Annotated in this window: 20 protein-coding genes and 1 pseudogene; 9 read left to right on the forward strand and 12 right to left on the reverse strand. The window is 75.0% G+C overall.

What is annotated here, in order from left to right:
- Window positions 1–19: 19 nt before the first annotated feature.
- The 3 genes from ACSMXO_RS36015 to ACSMXO_RS36025 are packed head-to-tail and all read right to left on the reverse strand — an operon-like array spanning window position 20 to window position 3462.
- On the reverse strand, window positions 20–1732 hold the full coding sequence (locus ACSMXO_RS36015) for a hypothetical protein (RefSeq protein WP_455415443.1): 1713 nt from the start codon (window positions 1730–1732) through the stop codon (window positions 20–22).
- The gene (locus ACSMXO_RS36020; protein ID WP_455415444.1) at window positions 1729–2658 is read right to left on the reverse strand and encodes an ABC transporter ATP-binding protein; all 930 of its coding nucleotides are present in this window, start codon (window positions 2656–2658) and stop codon (window positions 1729–1731) included. The genes ACSMXO_RS36015 and ACSMXO_RS36020 overlap by 4 nt, the downstream gene beginning before the upstream one ends.
- Window positions 2659–2667: 9 nt before the next feature.
- On the reverse strand, window positions 2668–3462 hold the full coding sequence (locus ACSMXO_RS36025; RefSeq protein ID WP_455415445.1) for a hypothetical protein: 795 nt from the start codon (window positions 3460–3462) through the stop codon (window positions 2668–2670).
- A gap of 184 nt (window positions 3463–3646) precedes the next feature.
- On the opposite strand from ACSMXO_RS36025, the gene ACSMXO_RS36030 reads away from it, so the two are divergent.
- Together ACSMXO_RS36030 and ACSMXO_RS36035 are read left to right on the forward strand one after the other, a co-directional pair.
- Window positions 3647–5017 carry a sensor domain-containing protein gene (locus ACSMXO_RS36030; protein WP_455415446.1) on the forward strand — a complete coding sequence of 457 codons (1371 nt, stop codon included), beginning with the start codon at window positions 3647–3649 and terminating at the stop codon, window positions 5015–5017.
- Window positions 4996–5664: a response regulator transcription factor gene (locus ACSMXO_RS36035; protein WP_455415447.1), complete on the forward strand. Its 669-nt coding sequence runs from the start codon at window positions 4996–4998 to the stop codon at window positions 5662–5664. The genes ACSMXO_RS36030 and ACSMXO_RS36035 overlap by 22 nt, the downstream gene beginning before the upstream one ends.
- Before the next feature lie 34 nt (window positions 5665–5698).
- Here the strand turns inward: ACSMXO_RS36035 and ACSMXO_RS36040 are convergent, their stop codons facing one another.
- Window positions 5699–6337 (reverse strand): hemerythrin domain-containing protein, encoded by a 639-nt coding sequence (locus ACSMXO_RS36040; RefSeq protein ID WP_346260447.1) that lies wholly within the window; start codon window positions 6335–6337, stop codon window positions 5699–5701.
- 243 nt (window positions 6338–6580) lie between these two features.
- On the opposite strand from ACSMXO_RS36040, the gene ACSMXO_RS36045 reads away from it, so the two are divergent.
- Window positions 6581–7042 (forward strand): pyridoxamine 5'-phosphate oxidase family protein, encoded by a 462-nt coding sequence (locus tag ACSMXO_RS36045; protein WP_455415448.1) that lies wholly within the window; start codon window positions 6581–6583, stop codon window positions 7040–7042.
- A 69-nt stretch (window positions 7043–7111) separates the two neighbouring features.
- On the opposite strand, the gene ACSMXO_RS36050 is transcribed toward ACSMXO_RS36045, so the two are convergent.
- Entirely contained in the window at window positions 7112–8284 is a 1173-nt protein-coding gene (locus tag ACSMXO_RS36050; RefSeq protein WP_455415449.1) for a serine hydrolase domain-containing protein, read from the reverse strand.
- 110 nt (window positions 8285–8394) lie between these two features.
- Here ACSMXO_RS36050 and ACSMXO_RS36055 point away from each other — a divergent pair, with 110 nt between their 5' ends.
- Window positions 8395–8871: a hypothetical protein gene (locus ACSMXO_RS36055; protein ID WP_455415450.1), complete on the forward strand. Its 477-nt coding sequence runs from the start codon at window positions 8395–8397 to the stop codon at window positions 8869–8871.
- Window positions 8872–9020: 149 nt separating this feature from the next.
- On the opposite strand, the gene ACSMXO_RS36060 is transcribed toward ACSMXO_RS36055, so the two are convergent.
- From ACSMXO_RS36060 to ACSMXO_RS36070, 3 genes are all read right to left on the reverse strand, one after another.
- Window positions 9021–9551, reverse strand: coding sequence for a hypothetical protein (locus ACSMXO_RS36060; protein WP_455415451.1), 531 nt, complete (start codon window positions 9549–9551; stop codon window positions 9021–9023).
- Between the two features lie 245 nt (window positions 9552–9796).
- Window positions 9797–10609 (reverse strand): hypothetical protein, encoded by an 813-nt coding sequence (locus ACSMXO_RS36065; protein ID WP_455415452.1) that lies wholly within the window; start codon window positions 10607–10609, stop codon window positions 9797–9799.
- Window positions 10610–10687: 78 nt separating this feature from the next.
- Window positions 10688–11257 (reverse strand): hypothetical protein, encoded by a 570-nt coding sequence (locus tag ACSMXO_RS36070; protein WP_455415453.1) that lies wholly within the window; start codon window positions 11255–11257, stop codon window positions 10688–10690.
- Between the two features lie 233 nt (window positions 11258–11490).
- On the opposite strand from ACSMXO_RS36070, the gene ACSMXO_RS36075 reads away from it, so the two are divergent.
- A complete protein-coding gene (locus ACSMXO_RS36075) occupies window positions 11491–12141 on the forward strand; it encodes an alpha/beta hydrolase fold domain-containing protein (protein WP_455415454.1) in 651 nt (216 codons plus the stop codon).
- Window positions 12142–12193: 52 nt separating this feature from the next.
- On the opposite strand, the gene ACSMXO_RS36080 is transcribed toward ACSMXO_RS36075, so the two are convergent.
- From ACSMXO_RS36080 to ACSMXO_RS36090, 3 genes and pseudogenes are all read right to left on the reverse strand, one after another.
- Window positions 12194–13312, reverse strand: coding sequence for a nucleotide disphospho-sugar-binding domain-containing protein (locus tag ACSMXO_RS36080; RefSeq protein WP_455415455.1), 1119 nt, complete (start codon window positions 13310–13312; stop codon window positions 12194–12196).
- 143 nt (window positions 13313–13455) lie between these two features.
- Entirely contained in the window at window positions 13456–14991 is a 1536-nt protein-coding gene (locus ACSMXO_RS36085) for a DUF6297 family protein (protein WP_455415456.1), read from the reverse strand.
- Window positions 14984–15553: pseudogene (locus ACSMXO_RS36090) on the reverse strand (ABC transporter ATP-binding protein); the annotation flags it as partial. The pseudogene ACSMXO_RS36090 and the gene ACSMXO_RS36085, both read right to left, overlap by 8 nt.
- A gap of 160 nt (window positions 15554–15713) precedes the next feature.
- On the opposite strand from ACSMXO_RS36090, the gene ACSMXO_RS36095 reads away from it, so the two are divergent.
- From ACSMXO_RS36095 to ACSMXO_RS36110, 4 genes are all read left to right on the forward strand, one after another.
- Entirely contained in the window at window positions 15714–16052 is a 339-nt protein-coding gene (locus tag ACSMXO_RS36095) for a PadR family transcriptional regulator (protein WP_346260457.1), read from the forward strand.
- Complete coding sequence (locus ACSMXO_RS36100) at window positions 16049–16912, forward strand: ATP-binding cassette domain-containing protein (RefSeq protein ID WP_455415457.1); 864 nt, start codon at window positions 16049–16051, stop codon at window positions 16910–16912. Before ACSMXO_RS36095 ends, ACSMXO_RS36100 begins: the two co-directional genes overlap by 4 nt.
- Complete coding sequence (locus ACSMXO_RS36105; RefSeq protein ID WP_455415458.1) at window positions 16909–17592, forward strand: ABC transporter permease; 684 nt, start codon at window positions 16909–16911, stop codon at window positions 17590–17592. The genes ACSMXO_RS36100 and ACSMXO_RS36105 overlap by 4 nt, the downstream gene beginning before the upstream one ends.
- A gap of 190 nt (window positions 17593–17782) precedes the next feature.
- Entirely contained in the window at window positions 17783–18970 is a 1188-nt protein-coding gene (locus tag ACSMXO_RS36110; protein WP_455415459.1) for an MFS transporter, read from the forward strand.
- 69 nt (window positions 18971–19039) lie between these two features.
- Here the strand turns inward: ACSMXO_RS36110 and ACSMXO_RS36115 are convergent, their stop codons facing one another.
- A complete protein-coding gene (locus ACSMXO_RS36115; RefSeq protein WP_455415460.1) occupies window positions 19040–20014 on the reverse strand; it encodes a hypothetical protein in 975 nt (324 codons plus the stop codon).
- Between the last annotated feature and the right edge of the window lie 75 nt (window positions 20015–20089).

A 20089-nucleotide genomic window follows, 5' to 3' on the forward strand; every position in this document is an offset into this window, starting at 1 on the left:
CCATCGGGGCGTGCTGGTGCTACCGGCGGGCGTGCCGGAGGGCGCCGACCAGGAAGGCGAGGCCGAGCAGCGCGAGCGCGCAGCCGCCCACCAGCAGCGGGCTCGGGCCGGCCGGACGACCGTCGACCCGTACCGCGCCCATGACGTCGAGCGCGGCGACGCCGTTCAGCGCCGCGTACCAGAGGGCGAGGTAGCCGGCCTGGAAGAGGCGATGCGTCCGGCTCAGTACCCCGGCCGCGAGCGCGAACGACGGGACGAAGAGGGCACCGGCGGTCCAGGCGGCCAGCCCCGGCGTGTCCTGGGCCAGCAGCATCCGGAGCATCGGCACCAGTCCGGTCAGCCCGGCCAGGGCCACCCCGGCGAGCCACTCGGCCAGCATCCGGCGACGGAGCCCCGGATAGGCGCCGAGCAGCCCCGTCAGGCCGTACTCGTGGCTCTGCGTGCCCAGCCGGGCCCAGAGCAGCACCGGCCAGATCCAGGCCAGCGGCAGGACCGCCGACGGTACGGCCGACAGCGGCGCCACCGCACCGGCCACCGCAAGCAGCCCCACCCCGAGCCACCACCAGCGCGATGCGGAACGAGCCAGTACCCGCAGCTCGCCACCGAGCAGCCGGCCGAGGCCGTCGACCGCGCGGAGCCCGGCGGGACGTACCGGCAGGCTTCCGGACCGGTCGGCGGACCGCAACCAGGAGGGCGCGGCGTCGACGAACCTCGGCCGGGCCGGCGTCGACGGGCCCGCCCCCACCACCGACGGAACCGGCATGCCCGCGACCGGCGGCCACGACCCGACCGGAAGCGGCGCCGGGCCGGCGGGAAACGGCGCCGGGCCGGGCGGAACGGGTTGCCGGCGGCGCCCGGCGCGGGCCGGATCGAACCGGCCGAACCAGAGCGCCGGCAGCACCGCGATCCCGACCGCGAGCAGGGTCAGCAGCAGCCGCTGGCCGACGAACCCGGCGGCCGGGGCGAGCCCGGACCACTCGAACGTCCGAAGTGGAGCGTCAAGGTACATCAGGCCCAGGCTGAACTCGCCGTCCGGTCGCAGTCCCGCGTCGCCCAGCCCGGCCCGCACCGACCGGGCCACCTGGGACACCCCGAGCCCACCCAGCGGAGCGTCCGGCCCCTGCCCGACGATCGTCCCGACCATCGCCAGGAAGAACCAGACGATGTTGCCGAACCCGGCCCGCAGCGGCCGGACGGTCTCGAAGAGCACCGCCACCGCGGCGGTCACCGCCAGCACCGGCAGGGCGAGCAGACCGAACGGCAGCAGCAGCGCCAGCGGGTCCACCGCCCGGTCCTCGCCCCGGGCGAGCTGCATCAGCACGGCGGTACCGGCCAGGACGCCGAGCATCGAACCCAACACCAGCAGGTTGCTCAGGAACTTTCCGGTCAGATAGCCCGACCGGGACAGCGGGGTGGCGGCGAGCAACTCCCCGACCCCGGTGCGCTCGTCCCGGACGACGGCGCCACGGATCACGTAGAAGCCGGCGACGGACAACCAGAGCGCTCCGGCGAGCGCGGTCACGGTGCCGACGTAGGCACTGTTGTAGACGCCCCGGTACATCCCGGCGTTGACGACCACCCAGCGGTCATCCAGGTCCGGCAGCGCCAGGTAGCCCAGGCCGACCGCGGCGGCCAGCACCACCGCGTACGCCGGGCGGCGTACCCGTTCCCGGAAGTCGGCGACGGCGATCGCGGTGGGGACGCGAAGCGCGGTCGCGCCGGGAGCGGTCATCGGGACACCGGCCAGGATCCGGGCCGGTTCGGCCGGGGTGACTGGGGTGACCGGGACGACTCGGTCGGCTGGTGGATCGCGTCCAGGTAGGCGTCCTCCAGGTCCGGTGGGACCGGGCTGGCGGCCGGGCCGGGCTGCCGCGCCGACAGCAGCCGGACCCGTACCCCGGCCGGGGTGCGGACGAGCCGGCTGACCAGGTATCCGGCCTGGAACCCGGGTACCTCGGCCGGATCGGCCAGCAGCTCCCACACCCGGCCGTCGGCCGCCCGGAGCAACTCCTCCGGGGTACCTCGGCGGCGGATCCGCCCCTGCGCGACCACGGCGATCTCCCCGGCCACCGACTCGACGTCCGAGACGATGTGGGTGGAGAGCACCACCACCCGGTCGGTGGCCAGTTCGCCGAGCAGGTTGCGGAACCGGACCCGCTCCTCCGGGTCCAGCCCGGCGGTCGGCTCGTCCACCACCAGTACCCGGGGATCCGCCAGCAGGGTCTGCGCGATGCCGACCCGGCGCAGCATTCCGCCGGAGAACCCGCCGAGCGGGCGCTTGCCGGCTCCGGTCAGGTTGACCAGTTCCAGCAGTTCGTCGATCCGGGCCCGGGCCGTCCGGGCCGGCAGCCCCTTGGCCGCGGCGAGGCAGCCCAGGAACTCCCGGGCGGTCAGGTGCGGATAGACCCCGAAGTCCTGCGGAAGATAGCCGAGCACCCGGCGCAGCAGGTCCGGCCGGGCCAGCACGTCGGCACCGTCGAAGCGGACCTGCCCGCTGGTCGGCCGGGTGACCGTGGCGGCGATCCGGATCAGCGAGGACTTGCCGGCCCCGTTCGGCCCGAGCAGGCCCAGCACCCCGGCGCCGAGTCGCAGCGTCACGCCGTCGACCGCCCGGTGCCCGCCCCGGTAGACCTTCACGATGTCGCGCAGTTCAAACACGTCCGGCCCCTACTTCCCGGTCCGGACCCGGGCCCGGCCGTTGTCGGCGACGGCTTCCACGACGCGCTCGCTGGCCGGGTCGCTGGTCAGTTCGGAGCCGGCCACCCGGTCCCGGCCCTCGGCTCTGATCCGGTAGGTTTCCGGCCCCGCCGGCAACGCCACGTCCACCGACCCGCCTTCGGCGGTGGCGCTCACCCGGCGGGGTGCGACCGCGAAGGAGAGCCGTACGTCCCGGCCGGAGGAGCTGGCCGTGACGTCGGTGGAACGCGCCTCGCTGACCTCCACGGCGAGTTCCGCCGTCAGCCGGAGTACCCCGGCCGGCCGTTCGACCCGCAGCCAGCCGTGCCGGACCCGGGCCGTCAGGTCGCCGGTCAGCCCGACGGCCCGGACCGCACCGTCCTGGCTCTCCACCCGGACGCTCGTGCCGGCCGGTACCCCGACGACGTGGCTGCCGCCGCAGTCCGGCACGAATCCGCTGCACGTGACGGCCAGCCGCAGGGTGTCGCCGGTCAGTTCCCAGTCGGCGTTTCCCGGCAGGGTCGCCTTGCCGGTCAGCGACCGCCGCACCTCGACCCCGGGACCGGTGCCGACCACCAGCCGCAGGTCGGTGCCGCGACCGTCGATGCTGAGGGCCGAGCCGTCGAGCGGAAAGGTCCGCTGGTCGGTCCGGGCCGAGTCGACCGCCCGCAGGTCGGCGCAGCCGGCGACGCCGGCCAGGACGGCGGCACCGAGCAGCGCGGCGAGGCCCGGACTGTGCCGGGCCGGCCGCCGGATGCCGGGTGGTGAGGTCGGATGGGCGTGCACAGGGGGCCTCCGAAGGGTCGGGTTCGGGCGCCGGCGGGTACGCGGCGCCGACCCGTCGAGCAGATCACCGGGGCGGGGTCGCCGGCACGGGCAGCAGGCACCGGATCCGAGGTAGGGCTGGGTATACCCGGGGACTATCGCCAGCGGCATCGGCGGACCCCGGCCGGCGCACTAGCGTGGTGACGTGTCCCCGCCGAGCCCTCGTACGCTGCTGGAATCGGTGACCCGGCGCCGGTTTCCGCTGACCGGCTGGCCGTGGCGGGCGCTGGCGTACCTGGTCAGCACCCCGCCGGTGGCGCTCGCCGCCGGGGTGGCGCTCGGGCTGCTCGGCCTGCCCTGGTTCTATCTGCTGGCCCGGGGCACCCGGCTCACCGAACTGCCACTCGGCACGCTGGCGTTGCTGCTGCCGCTCGGGGCGGTGCTGATCGCCGGGCTCGGGCCGCTGGCCGCGCTGCCGCTGGCCGAGGTCGAGCGATTCCGGCTGCGCCTGGTCGACCCCCGGCCGGTCCGCTCCGGGCACCGCCCTCCCCCGGCGCCCGACCCGTGGTCCTGGCTGCGGACCCGGTACGCCGAGCCGGCCACCTGGCTGGCGCTGCTGCACGCCGGCCTGCTCGGCACGGTCGGGCTGCTGCTCTCCGCCGCCGCCCTGGCGCTGCTGCTCCTGGTCGTGGTGCTGATCGCCAGCCCACTGCTGGTGCAGACCGGCGACGGCCCGATCTCGATCGGCTGGGCCAAGGTCGAGACCGTCCCGCAGGCGGTACCGCACGCGCTGCTCGGGCTGGTGCTGCTGGCCGTCTCGCCGTACCCGCTGGCGTTGCTGGCCGCCGGGCAGGGCGCGCTGACCCGGACACTGCTCGGCGCGGGCACGCAGGAGCGGCTGCGTACCGAACTGGTCGAGGTGGCCCGGTCCCGCGCCCGGCTGGTGGATGCCTTCGAGGCCGAGCGGCGCCGGATCGAACGCGACCTGCACGACGGGGCCCAGCAGCGGCTGGTCAGCCTGACCCTGCAACTCGGGCTGGCCCGGCTGGAGATCCCGCCCGGCACTCCGGGGGCGGAGGCGGTGGCGGACGCGCACGAGCAGGCCAAGCTCTTCATGACCGAGCTGCGGGAACTGATCCGCAACATCCACCCCAAGGTGCTCACCGATCGTGGCCTGCCGGCCGCGGTACGCGACCTGGCCGACCAGTCGGCGGTCCCGGTGACCGTCGAGGTGGCGCTGCCGGGTCGGCTGCCGAATCCGGTGGAGGGGACGGCGTACTTCGTCGTCGCCGAGGCGCTGACCAACGTCGCCAAGCACAGCGGGGCGACGGCGGCGACCGTCTCGCTGCGGATGCGGGACGACTCTCCGGCGACGGCCCGGGCGGCCACCAGCCGGCGGTTGACGATCGAGGTCCGGGACGACGGCCGGGGTGGCGCCGATCCGGAACTGGGCAGCGGGCTGACCGGGTTGGCCGACCGGGTGGCGGGAGTCGACGGAAGAATGCTGCTGTCCAGCCCGCCCGGCGGGCCGACCCTGTTACGTGTGGAGTTGCCGTGCGACCCGAACCAGACCTGATCCGGGTGGTCCTCGCCGAGGACGGCGTACTGCTCCGGGAGGGGCTGGCCGGACTGCTCGACCGGTTCGGCTTCGAGGTGGTCGCCGCCGTCGGTGACGCGGAGGCGCTCGGCGCGGCGGTCGAGACGTACGCCCCGGGGCTGGTGCTGACCGACATCCGGATGCCGCCGGACTTCACCGACGAGGGGCTGCGGGCGGCGGTACGGCTGCGCCGCGCCCGCCCGGGACTGGCCGTGGTGGCGCTGAGTCAGTACGTCGAGCAGAGCTACGCCGCCGACCTGCTCGACTCCGACGGCGGCCGTGGGGTCGGCTACCTGCTCAAGGACCGGGTGGTCGACGTGGCGGAGTTCGTCGGCGCGCTCCGCCAGGTGGTGGCCGGCGGCACGGTCGTCGACCCCGAGGTGGTACGCCAACTCCTGCGCCGGCGGCGCGACCCGCTGGCCCGGCTCTCCGCCCGGGAGCGGGAGGTGCTGGCGCTGGTCGCCGAGGGGCGTTCCAACGCCGCGATCGCCCGGGTACTGGTGGTTTCCGAGGCGGCCGTCGGCAAGCACGTCGGCAACATCCTGGCCAAGCTCGACCTGCCGCCGACCGAGGACACCAACCGCCGGGTGCTCGCGGTGCTGGCCTATCTCACCGGCCGGAGCTGACCGCCGGACGCCTGGTCGGCCCTGGCCAGGCGGCTCACACCTGGCCCGGATAGAAGCCGTGCCGGGCGAGCGGGCCGATCAACTGCGACTCCTCGTACGCGAAGTGCGACAGCAGGGTGTCGGTGAGCAGGTCGATCGCCTCGGTGATCGGGCCGTAGTCGGTGGGGTTGCGGGCCAGGTGCACCAGCGCCGCGTCGACCCCCTCCAGCACCTCGTGGATCGCCAGGTGCTCCTCGTGCAACCGGTCGAGTACGGCCGCCAGGTCCGGCTGGCTGCGCCGCAGGTGCGGGAAGATGCCCTGGCTCTCCATGGTGTGGTGGGTCGCCACCGCACGGCACTGCGCCTGGCAGACCCCGCCCAGGGTCCAGTCGTTGGCCCGGATCGTCATCACGTTGAGCTGGTCCCGGGCGTCGCCGATCTGGGAGGTGCCCTCCCTGACCTGCCGGAGGATGTCGCGTACCTGGCGCAGTTCCGCCCGGTAGTGGTCGTGCACGTCGACCAGGTGCCGGCCGGCGTACCGGCCCTGATGGGTGAAGGTGACCTCGGGTGGCGGCTCGGGTGCGGTCGGCCGGGTCGTCTCGTCCAGCACGCTTTTCGGGCTGAGCCGCTCGGTCGGCGGGGCGGTCGGCAGCACACCGGTCCGCCGGGTCAGCCAGTCGTTCTCGGTGGTCATGATCTGCCTTTACGATCTTCCGGGAGTTCCGATTATCCGCCACGCCGATCCGGGTGATCATCCCCAGGGTCCTCGCCGTGATCGACACGACCGCCCGCGAGACGGTCGGCGGCGGGCCGGGCCGTGAACGGTCGGCGGCGGATCGGCCGGTCGGCGGTAGGTTGGAGGCCGTGGCCGAGGCGTACCTCGGTCGGACCTCCGGCCCGGGCGGAGAACGGGCCGGCCCGGACCCCGGAGGATCACGTGGCGCGCTGGCGGGAGATCGAACAGGACGCACCGGACTTCGCGGCACGGGTCCGGGAACGCTTCTCGGCCGGCACCAACAAGACCATTGCCACGCTTCGCCGGGACGGCTCGCCCCGGATCAGCGCCTCCGAACTCGAGTTCGGCGACGGCGAGGCCACGCTCGGCATGATGGGCGGCTCGATGAAGCTGCTCGACGTGCGGCGGGATCCGCGGATCGCCGTACACAGCCCGACCATCGAGCCGCCCGCGGACGCTCCGGAGAGCTGGCCGGGCGACGCCAAGCTGGCCGGCCGGGTCGTCGCGATCCCGCCACCGGTCAACACCCCGCACGCCGGCGCCGGATTCTTCCGGATCGACATCACCGAACTGGTGCTGACGTACGTCGGCACGCCCGCCGACCATCTCGTGATCGAGTCGTGGCACCCCGGCACCGGCTGGCGGCGACGGACCCGGGACTGAGCCGCCGGGTCCGCGCCGCGCCAGGTCCGGATCGGGTACCGCCGGCCGTGCCCGCTCCGCCGGCCGTGCTCAGTCCGGTTGGCGGGACGCCACCGCCCGGACCGCCTCGACCAGGCTGGCCGTCCGGGGGTCCGGGGTCATCGTGACGCGCAGGCCGTTCGTCACGTACCCGAAGGCGATGCCACTGGCCGGGTCGGCGTAGCCGAGCGAGCCACCGTGACCGGGAAAGCCGAAGGCGGTGGGCGACCACCAGGACTGGTCCGGCAGGGGCAGGCCGAAGCCGAGCGCGGGTCGGGTCGGCACCATCAGCACCCGGTCGACGCCGCTGGCCTGCTCGGCGGTGGCGGCGGCCAGGGTGGCCGCGTCGAGGATCCGGATCCCGTCGACCTCGCCGATCAGACCGGCGTAGAACCGGGCCAGTGACGACGCGGTGCAGATGCCGTTGACGGCCGGTATCTCGGCCGCCCAGGTCGCCGGGTCGGCGAGGTCGAGCGGCGGGTCGGTCACCGACACCGACCGGACCAGCAGCGAGGCCGGATCGGTGTACGTGGCGAGGACCTCGCGCATCTGCTCGGGCACCGTCTCGGGGGCCGGAGCGGTGGCCGGCTGCTCGACCAGCCGGCTGACCCGGTGTGTCTCCGAGGTGGGCAGACCGATCCAGAAGTCCAGGCCGAGCGGCTTGCCGATCTCGTCGGCGAAGTACGTGCCCAGGCTCCGGCCGGAGACCCGGCGCACCACCTCACCGACCAGCCAGCCGTAGGTCAGCGAGTGGTAGCCGTGCGCCGTGCCCGGCTCCCAGGCCGGCGCCTGGGCGGCCAGCGCCTCGACGACCGGTTGCCAGGCCAGCGCCTCCGCCCGGGGGACCGGACGGTCGAGCACGGGCAGCCCTGCCTGGTGGGAGAGCAGCCAGCGGACCGGGATGCCGCCCTTGCCGGCCGCCGCGAACTCCGGCCAGTATTCGGCGACCGGGGCGGCGAGGTCGAGCTGTCCCCGTTGGACCAGCAGGTGCGCGCAGGCCGCCGGCACGCTCTTGGTGGTGGAGTAGACCACCTGGAGAGTCTCCGCCCGCCAGGGTCGGCCGGTGGTCGGATCGGCGGTCCCACCCCAGAGCCGGACCACCTCCCGGCCGTGCCGGTAGACGCTGACGGCCGCGCCGATCTCCGACCGGGTCTCGAAGTTCGCCAGGAACGCCTCCCGGACCGGCTCGTAACCCGCTGCCACGGTGCCGCTGACCACGGACATCGCACTCTTCCCTTCAGGGGTCGAGCCCGGACGGCGACCCGCCCGGGCAATTGTGTCAGGGTATCCTGACATCCTCAGTCAGGGAACCCTGACAGACATATGCTTACGGGATGGCGGAGGAAATGGTCCCGGGGCACGCGAACCTGGTCGGGTTCCGGTTGCCGGACGGGACGGTGAGTACCGCCGCCACCGAGCCCGCCGGCACGGTCGGTTACCGGGCCCGCTGCTCCTGCGGCTGGGTCGGCACCGGCGACTATCCGGCCGCCGACGAGGGACGCTGGATGGCGACCTCCGAGTGGAGCGGACACGTCAGGCCGATCCTGGCCGCCACCCCGCCCGACTGGCTGCTGAACCGCTCCGACACCCTCCGGGACAACGTCGCCGAGTTGGCCACCACCTGGCCGTTGCAGGCGCTGGGCATCCTCGCCGAGGTGGAACGCTGGCAACGGCCGCTGATCGAACGGGCCGTGGCGGCGGCCCGGGAGGCCGGGCTCTCCTGGGCCGAGATCGGCAACGCGCTCGGCATCAGCCGGCAGTCGGCGCACGAACGGTTCCGCAACGTCGCGCCGACCAAGCCGTCCACCTGACGGCCGACTCCCCGTGGCCACCTGTGGGGGGCCTCGTGGCCCGTGACGGAGTCTCAGGTCCGATGTCGGATCGGTGTCCGGTCCGACATCGACCAGAGATCAGTTCGCCGAGCGTCCCGGCAAGCTGAAGACACCCGGCGCTCTGGGGTTCAGGGCACGATCGCGTACAGCCTGTCGGTCGGGTCGACCACGGCGTTGAGTCGCGCCCCGACCTTCAGGTCCGGGTGGTCCTTGCACGACGAGACGGATTCGAACGGTACGAACCCGAACCCACTGATCAGCAGGCTCAGCTCGATCCCGCTCTCCTCGCCCAGCGAGGTGGGCCGCACCGCTGTGATCTCGGCGGTCGCGGGGACGCCGACCGCCTCCAGCCGGCGCTGATCCCGGCGGGCCCGGTCATCCAGCCGCGCCCCATGCAGGGCCAGCTTGACACACGACACGGTGACCGCGACTCCGGCGACGGCCATGATCCACCGGTTGCCGGTGGGCTCGCCAGTGGCAAGGAACGCAGCGGCGTACACCAGGAACGGGCCGATCAGCAGTAGCGGCGCCGCCAGAACGCGCAGTACCAGCCGGCCGAATCTGTTGGAGGACAGGTTCGGCTGGCGCCACCCGTGATCGGTGCCTGCCCAGATGAGCGCGCTCCGGCCGGGCACATATCCCCGCGGCACCAACGGCATACCGTCACCCTAACCGGGGTGATCAAAGCCCGGCCATGACGACGGCCGATGGTTTCTACGGGCAACCTTGCAGCCGGCGAGTGCGGCGGCCGGTGCGGTGGAACGATGCCGTACCCGACCGCCCCGAAGCACGGCGGGCGACCGTCCGATCCCGACGGCGACGGGCTCCAATGTGGTCATCGGGGGCTCCTTCGACGTCAGTCCGGGCCTGATCCCGGGCCGACCCTCCGGCCGCCCACCGGAGGTCAGCCGGCCCGGGCCGCGCGCCACCGCCGGGCCGTACCCTGCTGCCGGGCCTGCTCGCTCGCCGACCCGCGCGGCTGCCCGGCCGGCGACGGCAACCAGCGCCGGAGCTGAGCCGCACGGCTGGCGGCGGCGAACGCCTCCTCGCGGAGGCTGCGGGCCGCCGCGGCGGCGACCTCGGCGTCCCGCCAGGCGGCCCGTTCCCGTTCCTCCGCCGCCCGGTGCGCGGCGAGCAGGCTGTCCCGGGCCGCCCGCCGGAGCACGATCTCCTGCTCAACCGGATGCCGGCGCGGGTCCCAGCCGTTCCGGTTGGCCAGCGCGTCGCTCAGCTGCAGTACCGTCAGCTCCTGCCGGGTGCAGGCCGCCATCGCGGCACGGTGCAGGAAGCGCTCCCGGTCGGCGTACTCGGCCGGGGTGCGCGGGGTGCGCGGCTCGGGCAGTACGGCGGCGGCCGTGACCCGGCGGGCTGCGGCGTCCGCCGCCTCGTACGCCTGCCAGGCCGCCTCGACCGCCTCCTGCGCCGCCAGCCACTCGTCCCGGCGCCGCTGGGCGGTCACGGCCGACCGCTCGGCGGCGACCGCCACCTCCTCGGCGTACCGGTGCAGCTCCGTCGCCCGGGCCACCAACCGTTGCCGGCGTCCCTCGGCGTCCCGGACCGCCACGTCGTAGCCGGATTCGTCCCGACGGTCGGTCGTGGCCGCCTGCGGACGCACGACCAGCCAGATGCCAGCGGCGAGCGCGAGCCCGAGCAGGACGAGCCAGAGGGTGGTGGACCGGGTCACCTCGATCAGGAAGTCGAACAGCAAATTTTCCATTACGGCACCTCACGGGGTGGACGATGCGGACGAGGAGTCGACGGGACCGGACCGGAAGCGGTCGGGCGCGACCGGTCCTCAGTCGAGCGGCGGTGCGCGCGGCCCGACCACCCGGGCGTACGCGTTGCCGGCCGGCCACACCCCGGCCGCCGGACCGACCACCGGCCGGTCGGGCTGCCCACCGAGCACGTCGGCCCGGACCAGTACCGTCGACACCACCGAGCCGGTCGCGACGGACCGCTCGTCGGCCGCCACGGCACCCTTGAGCGTCTCCGAGGGCTGCTCGGCCACCACGACGGGCGGCTCGTCGGCGGCACCGGACGCCCCGTCGGCCTCGGCACGTTGCCCGCCGTCGGCCTCGGCACGTTGCCCGCCGTCGGCCTCGGCACGTTGCCCGCCGTCGGCCTCGGCACGTTGCCCGCCGTCGGCCTCGGCACGTTGCCCGCCGTCGGCCTCGGCACGTTGCCCGATCCACACGGCCGGGGCGGTCACCGGTGCCTCGGCCCCGGCGGCCCGGACATCCTCCACAGTCGACTCTGCGGCGGGTCGTGCCCCGCCCGCCGAGAAGGCGGGGTCGGAAAGCCCGGTCCGGGTGCCACCGGCACCCAGCAACAGGCCCATCAACACCAGGGCGGTCACGAACCGCACCGACCGGCACGCAATCCACCACACGGGGCGGACCAGCGCGACGGATAGCACGAACCCCAAACTACCTCGGGTCGCCCGGAACCGCTCGCCGAGCCGGAGCGGCCCTGGTCACGCCGGCTTCCCGCTGTCCAGGCCGGTGGCGGCCGGGGACTGGGGGCCGACGGCGTTACGCCGTCAGCGGAGTCGGCATCTTCGGCTGGCCCGACCGGGGCGTCGGCGACCATGCTTGGCCGATGACGGAGCGGGGCGTCGTGTTGTGGCTGCCGGGCGGCGGCTGGCGCGGCTGGTCGGACGAGGACGGCGCGGCGCTGGCCGGGCACGGGCTGACGGTGGTGCAGGGCCGCTACCGGTTGAGTTCCGAGGCCAGGTGGCCGGCCCAGCTCGCCGACGTACGGGCGGCGGCGCGGGAGCCGCTGGCCCGGGCCCGGGCGGCCGGGCTGCCGTTCCTGGTGGCCGGCGACTCGGCCGGTGGCCACCTCGCACTGCACCTCGGGTTGCGGGGCGTGGCCGAGCCGGAGGACGTCGACGGCGTACTCGCCTTCTGGGCACCGATCGATCCGCTGGACGAGGAGTTCCTCCAGGCACGTCGCGGGGACAACCCGTGGGAGGCGCTGCTGGGCCACCAGCCCACGGCCGGCGACCCGGCGACCGTGGACGCGATTCCGCGCAGCCACGTCGGCAACCGGGTACCGGTGCTGCTGGCGCACGGTGTCGCGGACGCCTCCGTACCGGTCGGCCAGGCGGTCGCGCTGACCTCGGCACTGCTCCAGGCCGGCCACCCGGTGCACTCGCTGGTCACGCACGGCGGACACGCGCTGCCGCTCGACCGGCCCGACATCCGCGCCGTGATCGCGGCCTTCCTCGACGCCAACCTGCCCGGCTGACCGTCCGACCGGGCAACGGGCGCGGCGCTGCCGGGCCGGGCCGGGCCGGCGCTCAGCCGAGCAGGGCTTCGAGCCGGGGTACCAGTTCCGCCGGTGCCGGCATCGCGGCCATCTCCCGGCGTACCTCGTCGGCGGCCGAGCCGAGCCGCGGGTCGCCGACCAGTCGGGCCAGCTCGGCTCCGGTGATCGCCCGTTCGGGTACGGCCAGTCCGGCACCCCGGGCCGCCACCAGCTCGGCGTTGTGCCGGCGGTCGCCCGGACCGGGCACCACGAGCTGCGGTACGCCCGCGGCGAACGCGCCGAGCACCGAACCCGCCCCGCCGTGGTGCACCGCCCCGGCACAGTGCGGCAGCGCCGCGTTGATCGGGATCCAGTCGACGGTACGGACGTTGTCCGGCAGTGGCCCGTGCCGCAGCACCCGCCGGTCCGGGCGGACCAGCACGAACTCCGCGTCCACCCCGGCAGCGGCCCGGACCACGGCGGTCATCAGCGCTCCCCCACCCGGGCCGGCCACCGTGCTGCGGCTGACCAGGATCCTCGGCCGCCCGCCCGGCTCCCGGAGCCACTCCGGCAGCTCGCCGACCCCGGTGGCGGGTACGCCGCGCAGCGCCCAGCCGGCCCGTTCGCCGACCACGCTGGGCGGGGCGATGGTCAGGGTGGCGGCGCTCGGACGCAGGCTGCCGATGCCGCTGCGCTGCTGTGCCCGGACCAGCCGGGCGGCGGTCACCCGGACCAGCTCGGCGCCGTCGAAGAGCGAGTTCTCGTGCAGTACCGCCGGCACCGCCCGGCGGGCGGCGGCGAGCGCCCCGGCCACGGCCAGCGGTTCGTGCACGACGAGATCCGGCTGCCAGCAATCGGCCAGGGTGACCAGGCCGTCGACCATCTGCTCGTTGGCCGCGCCGAAGAGCAGCCCCACACCCCGGGTGCCGGCCCGGCCGGCCAGCTCGGCCCGGGCGACCAACGGGTGGCGCAGCATGGTGCTTCGGGCGATCCGGTCGAACCGAAACCTGGGGGCGATGTCCTCGACCGGCAGCCCGGTCCGGCGTACGGCGAGCCCGTCACCACCGGTGGCGAGCAGCACCTCGTGCCCGGCGTCCCGGAACGCCTCGGCGAGCGGGACCATCGGGAACACATGTCCGAGCAACGGCGCCGACGCGAAGAGCACCCGCATGCGGTCAGCCTAGTGAACCGTCCTCACCCTCCCCACCCGGTCCGCCGTCACCAGGTGGAACCGGAGCGCCGCCGCGCCGTCCAGGTGGAGAGTTGACAATCGTCAGCGAGCGCCGCGCCGTCCAGGTGAAGAGTTGACAATCGTCAGCGAGCGCCGCGCCGCCGTTCCGCACCGGCCACCGTGACGAAGCCGGCGACGCCGAGCAGCGAGGCGAGCGCCTGCGCCGGCAGAGCACTGGCCGGATCGCCGGTGCCGAGGGCCAGCAGCACGGGCAGGGTGCACAGCAGCCCGAGGTCGACCCCGGTGACCAGCCGGTGCAGCGGGCCGGTCGGCACCATGCCCATCGGGGTGACCAGTGGCGGCAGGTCGTGCCGGACCGCGCCACGGCGGGCGGCCCGGAGCGCGCCGACGGCGAGCCCGGGACCGGCCACCGCACCGAGCAGCAGCCAGGCCGGACCGGCACCGGGCAGGTCCCCGGCGAGCAGCGCCAGCGACCCGGCGGCCCAGCCCGCGCCGACGGCGACCGGCAGCACCAGCCGGCCGGTCAGCAGCGCCCGGCCGGAGAGGCCGAGCAGCCGGCCCAGGGCGGGCAGGTCCCGGTCGCGGCGGGCGTTGCCGGTCACCGCGCCGAGCGCGACGAACCCGCAGAGCAGCCAGGTGCCGGCGAGTACCGGACCGGGGCCGGCGATCCCGGCGAGCAGCGCCGGCGGCAGCAGCGCGGCGGCGGCCACCGCCAGCCGCCCCGGCGACCGGCGCAGTGCCGTGACGTCGTGCGCGAGTACGGCGAACCGGCCCGGCAACCGGGGCAGGCCGGTACGCCGGGGCGACCGGCCCGCCCATCGGCGCTCCTCGACGGCCCGGGCGGCGGTGCCGAGGTCGAGCGTGACGACACCGGTGGAGACGGTCTGCGCGAGGGTGCCACCGGCGGCGAGACTGGCCAGGCGTACCCGATCGAGGCGGAGCAGCGCGAGGGCGGCGACGCCGACGGCCGCGACGCCGACGGCGGCCAGCGCGCCGGGTGACATGCCGTCGGCCGCCGCCTGCGGCCAGGCCCACGGGCCGAGGGCCGCGGCGGCGGTGAACCGCCCCGACGGGGCGAGCACGGTCAGCGCGGCCGCGACGGCGCCGAGCACCAGTGCGGAGCGTTCCAGCAGCACGGACGCCCCGTCGGTGAAGGTCTGGGCGAGGATGGCGAGCCCGCCGAGGGCCAGGCCGGCGATCCCGCCGGCCAGCAGCACCGGCAACTCCGTCGGGGTCACCGACGCCCAGGCCACGAACCCGCCGTGCAGCAGCCCGGCGACGGTGGCCAGGGCGAGCACCGCGAACGCGGTCGGCCGGAGCAGGCCGCGCCGGCTGGTCGGGCTGGGCAGCAGCCAGCCGAGTCGGGCCGGTGCGGCGGCCAGCGGTCCGAGCCGGGCCGCCCCGAGCAGGACGGCGGCGTACCAGAGCAGGCCGACGGCGAGCAGGATGCCCGGCGCCGGGGTGACCGGCCGGCCCTGGGTGAGCAGGGTGACGAGCCGGGGTGCGTTGCCGGCCAGTACGGCGCCGCCGATCAGCACGGCGAGCAGCCAGAGGTACGCCCGCTCGGCGTACCCGCCGGGACGCGTCCCGGCCCGGGCCCGGGCGCGCAGCCAGGCCCGGACCGGGGCGGCGGGGAGCGCGGTCACCGGGTCAGGCATGCCGGGCCGGTACGGTCAGCGGCTCGGCTCCGGCCGCCGCGATCAGCACCGGGTCGTGGCTGGCCAGCACGACGGCTCCGGCCCGGCGGGCGTACTCCCGCAGCAGGCCGCCGAGGGCCGTCCGGCCCGCCTCGTCGAGGTGCCGTTCGGGCTCGTCGAGCAGGAGCAGTCGGCTGGGTCGGGCCAGCACCAGGGCGAGGGCCAGCCGTTGGCGCTGGCCGGTGGAGAGCCGTCCCGGCAGCACCGAGGCGAAGCGGGTGACGCCGAGCCGGGCGGCGAGTTCGTCGGCCGGAAACCAGCCGGGCGGTACCGGCCGGTTGGCGAGCCGGACCAGTTCGAGGTGCTCGCCGGCGGTCAGGTTCGGATACCAGGCGGCGTTCTCCAGCAGGCTCGCCACGGTACGCCGGAACGCCGGGGAACGTTCATCGGCCGGTGCGCCCTCGACCAGCACCCGACCGGCGAGCGGGCGGAGCAGCCCGGCGAGGCAGCGCAGCAGGGTGGACTTGCCGGCGCCGTTCGGTCCGGTGACCGCGAGCACGTCTCCGGCGTCGACGCCGAGCCGCAGTCCCCGGAGCAGCACCCGGTCGCGGTACCCGACGTCCAGTTCCTCGGTCCGCAGGATCATCTTTTCCCCCCGTTTCCCGCACCCGTGAACCTCGGGCAGCGTACCGTCGGGCACTAGGTTGCTGTGCCAGCTAGCTGACTGTGCTACCTTCTTCGCCGTGGATCAGGAGCGCCGTGGCCAGTGGCTGCGCGGGGTGCTCGACCTGTGTGTTCTCGCCCTGCTGCACCGTCGGGAGTCCTACGGATACGAGTTGGCCCAGTCGCTGGACGCGAGCGGCATCGGCCCGATCCAGGGCGGCACCCTCTATCCGGTGCTGCTCCGGCTGCAACGGACCGGCCTGGTGAGCGCGCAGTGGCGGGAGGGCGCCGCCGGCCCGGCCCGCAAGTACTACCGGATCACTCCGGCCGGCGCCGACACGCTACGCCGGACCGCCGTCGACTGGGACGCCTTCGCCCGCGGGGTGGGGACGGTCCTGCGGGAGGTGCAGACACGGTGAACTCCGACGGATGGCTTCAGGCGCTCGCCGGTGAGCTGCATCGGCACGGCCTCGACCCGGACCTCGCCCGGCACGTCGTCGCCGAGGCCGCCACGCACCTGCGGGACAGCGGCGAGCCGCCGTTGCAGGTCTTCGGCCCGCCCGCGACGTACGCGACGGCCGTCGCGGAGAGCGTCGGCGCACCGCGGCCCACCGGCGGCGTCGGGGTGGCCCGGGTGGGCATGCCGGGCCGGCCGCCGCAGGCTCCCGGACCGGTCCGGTTGGAGGTACGCGGCATCACCAAGCGCTACCGCCGGCGCCCGGTGCTGACCGGCGTGGACCTGACCGTACGGGCCGGCGAGATCGCCGCCGTGGTGGGGGCGAACGGCGCCGGCAAGAGCACCTTCCTGCGGATCTGCGCCGGCCTGCTCAGCCCCGACTCCGGCCAGGTCCGGGTGCACGGCACCCTCGGCTTCTGCCCGCAGTCCGGCGGTACCGCCGACTTCCTCCATCCGGAGGAGCACTTCGTGCTGGTCGGTGCCGGGCGCGGGCTGCGCCGGGCCGAGGCGCGGGCGGCCGGTCGGGCGCACGCCGCCGCGCTGGACTGGGAGCCGGCCGGCCGGACCCAGGCCCGGCACCTCTCCGGCGGTACCCGGCAGAAGCTCAACCTGGTGATGGCCGCGCTCGGCGAGCCGGACGTGCTGCTGCTCGACGAGCCCTACCAGGGCTTCGACCGGGGCACCTATCTGGACTTCTGGCAGCAGCTCTGGCGCTGGCGCGCGGACGGCCGGGCCATCGTCGTGGTGACCCACCTGCTCAACCAACTCGACCGGGTCGACACCGTGCTCGACCTGACCCCGGCGCGGGAGATGTCGAAATGACCAAGATCTGGACGGTGGCGGAGCTGGCCCTGCGCGAGGTGGTCCGCCGCCGGGGCGTACTGCTGATCCTGCTGGTGTTTCCGCTGGCCTTCTACGCCAGCCGCCGGGACGACCACGCCGGCCAGTCGATCCGGTTCGTCTGCCTCGGGCTGAGCTGGGCGCTGAGCACCGCCGCGCTCTTCGCCGGCAGCGCGGCCCGGGGCATCGAGCCCCGGCTGCGACTCTCCGGCTATCGGGCGCACCACCTGCATCTGGGCCGGCTGCTGGCGCTCTGGACGGTCGGCGCCGTGCTGTCGGTGCCGTACTTCCTGCTGGTCCGCTTCGACCAGGACGACGTCCGGTACGGCGCCATCGCGCTGATCATGGCGTTGACGGTGGCCACCGCCGTCCCCTTCGGGCTGGCGCTGAGCGCGGTCCTCCCCCGCGAGCTGGAGGGCACCCTGGTACTGCTGATCGTGGTCGGGCTCCAGATGGTGATGGACCCGGCCGACACCGCCGCCCGGGCGCTGCCGTTCTGGTTCAGCCGCGAGATCGGCACGTACGCGATCGACCACACCGACAGCGGCTACCTGGCCCGCGGCCTGGTGCACGGCGTGGCCCTGACCCTGGCGCTCACCGCCGTGGTGGCGACCGCCTCCGGAATCCGGCTGCGCCAGCGCCGGCACCTGAGGTTCGAATGAGCCCGCTGGCGCCGTAGAGTTGTCCGGGTGATCCCGCTGGAGGCGGCCGCTGCCGCGTACGCGACCTGGATCACTCCTGACCTGCCGCTCTACGGCAACGACCACGAGCGCGCCGACTTCGCTCCCTGACCGGCCGGTTCCGCCCCGTCCACCGGCCCGTCACCTCCACCCCCTCCGGGAGCGATCCATCGTGTCCTCGACCGTCGACACCTCCGCACTCACCGTCCTGAGAACCCCGCAGACCGCCCGGGTACTCGCGGCCAGCCTGCTCGGCCGGATCCCGCTCGGCGCGGCACCGCTGGCCCTGCTGGTCTTCGCCCGGGAGACGATGACGCTGACCCTGGCCGGGTTGCTGGTCGGGGCGTACACCGCCGGGATGGCGGTCGGGCAGCCGATGCTGGCCCGGCTCGCCGACCGCTGGCGGCAGCCGCCGGTGCTATGGCTGGCGGTCGCCGTCTCCACCGCCGGCTTCGCGCTGGTCGTGGCGCCGCTGGCCGGTCCGCTCACGGTCGGCGCCGCCGTGCTGGCCGGGCTCGGGGCGCCGCCGTTCGAGGCGTGCCTGCGGGTGCTGTGGCGGGATCTGCTGCCGCAGGAGCGGATCCACACCGCGTACACCCTGGACACCGCGACCCAGGAGCTGATCTTCGTGGTCGGGCCGGTGCTCACCCTCGGCGCGGTCGCCGCGTTCGGCCCGGCCGGCGGGTTGGCCACCGCCGCGCTCTGCCAGGCCGCCGGCACCGTCTGGTTCGGCACCGCCCCGGCGGTCCGCCGCTGGCGGGGGGTACCGGCGGTACGGCACTGGGCCGGCCCGCTCCGCTCCGGCCCGCTGCGGGTGATCCTCGGCGCGCTGGTGCTGATCGGTGCCGGCGTCGGCAGTGTGGCGGTGGCGGCGACCGGTTACGCCGAGGCGTCCGGGGGACGGTCCTGGGCCGGCTGGCTGCTCGCCGCCCAGGCGCTCGGGGCGCTGACCGGCGGTCTGCTCTACGTCCGGTCCGGCACCGCCCGCCGGTACGGCACGCTGCCCCGCGCGGCGGCGGCGCTGGCGCTCGGCTACCTGCCGCTACTGCTCACCCCCGACCCGCCGGTCATGCTGGCGCTGATGGCGGTCAGCGGGCTGGCCCTGCCGCCGCTGCTCACCATCACCTTCGTCGGGATCGACGGCATCGCGCCGGCCGGCACCGCCGCCGAGGCGTTCGCCTGGGCCGCCACCGCCTTCTCGGTGGGCAGCGCGCTCGGCGCGGCGGTGACCGGTCCGCTGCTGGACGGCACCGGCAGTGCCACCGCCGGATTCGCCATCGCCCCGCTGACGATCGGACTCGCCTGGCTGGTCCTCGCCCTGACCGCCCGACGACCGGCGGCCACTCCGGCCGGGGCGTGAGCCGGGCCGCCCGGCGCTGGAACGTGAGCGGGGCGCCGTTCCGAACCCCTGAGGCGCGGCGCCGACCGCTCAGTCCTCGGAGCGCGGGGCGGGCGGGTCGAGGAACAGGGCCAGCCGGTCGACGCTGATCGCGCTGATCAGCAGCCGCTCCTTGTGGTTGCCGAGCAACCGGCGGGTCCAGTCGACGAAACCGCCGTCGCCGAGTTCGACCCGCTCACCGTCGAGCACCGCTCCGATCTTGAAGCACCAACCGCTGTAGTAGCGCCGGCCGCTGGAGCGGTCCGGGTCGTCGCGTACCAGGATCGTGGGGTGGTCGGCCAGGGCGGCCCGGGCCGCCTCCACGATCGGCGCCGCCGCCGGGTCGAGCACGGTGAGGGCGATCTCGATCGTCTCCACCCCGGCCGCCTCCAGCGCCGCGCAGAGGATCCGCAACTGCTCACCGCAGCTACGCCGCTCGAACGCCAGGCTGCCGGTGTCCCGACCGGCGGTGACCAGGGCGAGGAGGCTGAAGTGGGCAAACCGGCCGGCCCCGGCGAAACGCTGGGCCCGGATCACCCGTTGCAGGGTCGCCAGCCGCACCGCCGGGGCCGACCGGCCGTCCCGGGCGAGCAGTTCCCGGCGCCGGACCGCCGCCTCCAGCGCCAGCCCGTTGGTCGGGTCGGCCGCCACCTCACTGCCCCGGACCGTGGCGAGCACGTTGTTCTGGTTGACCCCGGCGACCACGGAATGGGTGCCCAGCGGTGCCACCGGGGCGAGGGTGAGCAGCTCGTACCGGTCCGGGACGGCGGAGAGCAGCAGGTCCTCGGCTTGGCGCAGCCTGCGGAACCCGGCCTGCGCCGGTGCGACGAAGCGGTCCTCGGTGTACCGGCGCAGTACGTCGGCCGGGGTCAGGAAGCCTGCCCGGGTCCGGAACGCGGCCAGCAGCAGGGTGACCAGATCCGAGCCGGACAGCCGTACGCCCAGGGTGTTCAGGATCTCGGCGCCGCCGGCCTGGCGCAGCACCCGGGCCAGCGCGGCCCCCTCCACCGTGTCAGGATCCGCCATCGCATATCGCTATCACGGCGGATCGCCTTCCACCACCCGCATGCCCATTCCGCCGGTCGCCAGCCACTGAACCTT

It is taken from the genome of Plantactinospora sp. DSM 117369 (genome assembly GCF_053764795.1).

Bases quoted from the DNA above. Each gene is read 5' to 3' on its own strand.
- ACSMXO_RS36015 (WP_455415443.1), bottom strand. From the start codon at position 1,732: ATGACCGCTCCCGGCGCGACCGCGCTTCGCGTCCCCACCGCGATCGCC.
- ACSMXO_RS36040 (WP_346260447.1), bottom strand. From the start codon at position 6,337: ATGACCACCGAGAACGACTGGCTGACCCGGCGGACCGGTGTGCTGCCG.
- ACSMXO_RS36050 (WP_455415449.1), bottom strand. From the start codon at position 8,284: ATGTCCGTGGTCAGCGGCACCGTGGCAGCGGGTTACGAGCCGGTCCGG.
- ACSMXO_RS36055 (WP_455415450.1), top strand. From the start codon at position 8,395: ATGGCGGAGGAAATGGTCCCGGGGCACGCGAACCTGGTCGGGTTCCGG.
- ACSMXO_RS36060 (WP_455415451.1), bottom strand. From the start codon at position 9,551: ATGCCGTTGGTGCCGCGGGGATATGTGCCCGGCCGGAGCGCGCTCATC.
- ACSMXO_RS36065 (WP_455415452.1), bottom strand. From the start codon at position 10,609: ATGGAAAATTTGCTGTTCGACTTCCTGATCGAGGTGACCCGGTCCACC.
- ACSMXO_RS36075 (WP_455415454.1), top strand. From the start codon at position 11,491: ATGACGGAGCGGGGCGTCGTGTTGTGGCTGCCGGGCGGCGGCTGGCGC.
- ACSMXO_RS36080 (WP_455415455.1), bottom strand. From the start codon at position 13,312: ATGCGGGTGCTCTTCGCGTCGGCGCCGTTGCTCGGACATGTGTTCCCG.
- ACSMXO_RS36085 (WP_455415456.1), bottom strand. From the start codon at position 14,991: ATGCCTGACCCGGTGACCGCGCTCCCCGCCGCCCCGGTCCGGGCCTGG.
- ACSMXO_RS36105 (WP_455415458.1), top strand. From the start codon at position 16,909: ATGACCAAGATCTGGACGGTGGCGGAGCTGGCCCTGCGCGAGGTGGTC.
- ACSMXO_RS36115 (WP_455415460.1), bottom strand. From the start codon at position 20,014: ATGGCGGATCCTGACACGGTGGAGGGGGCCGCGCTGGCCCGGGTGCTG.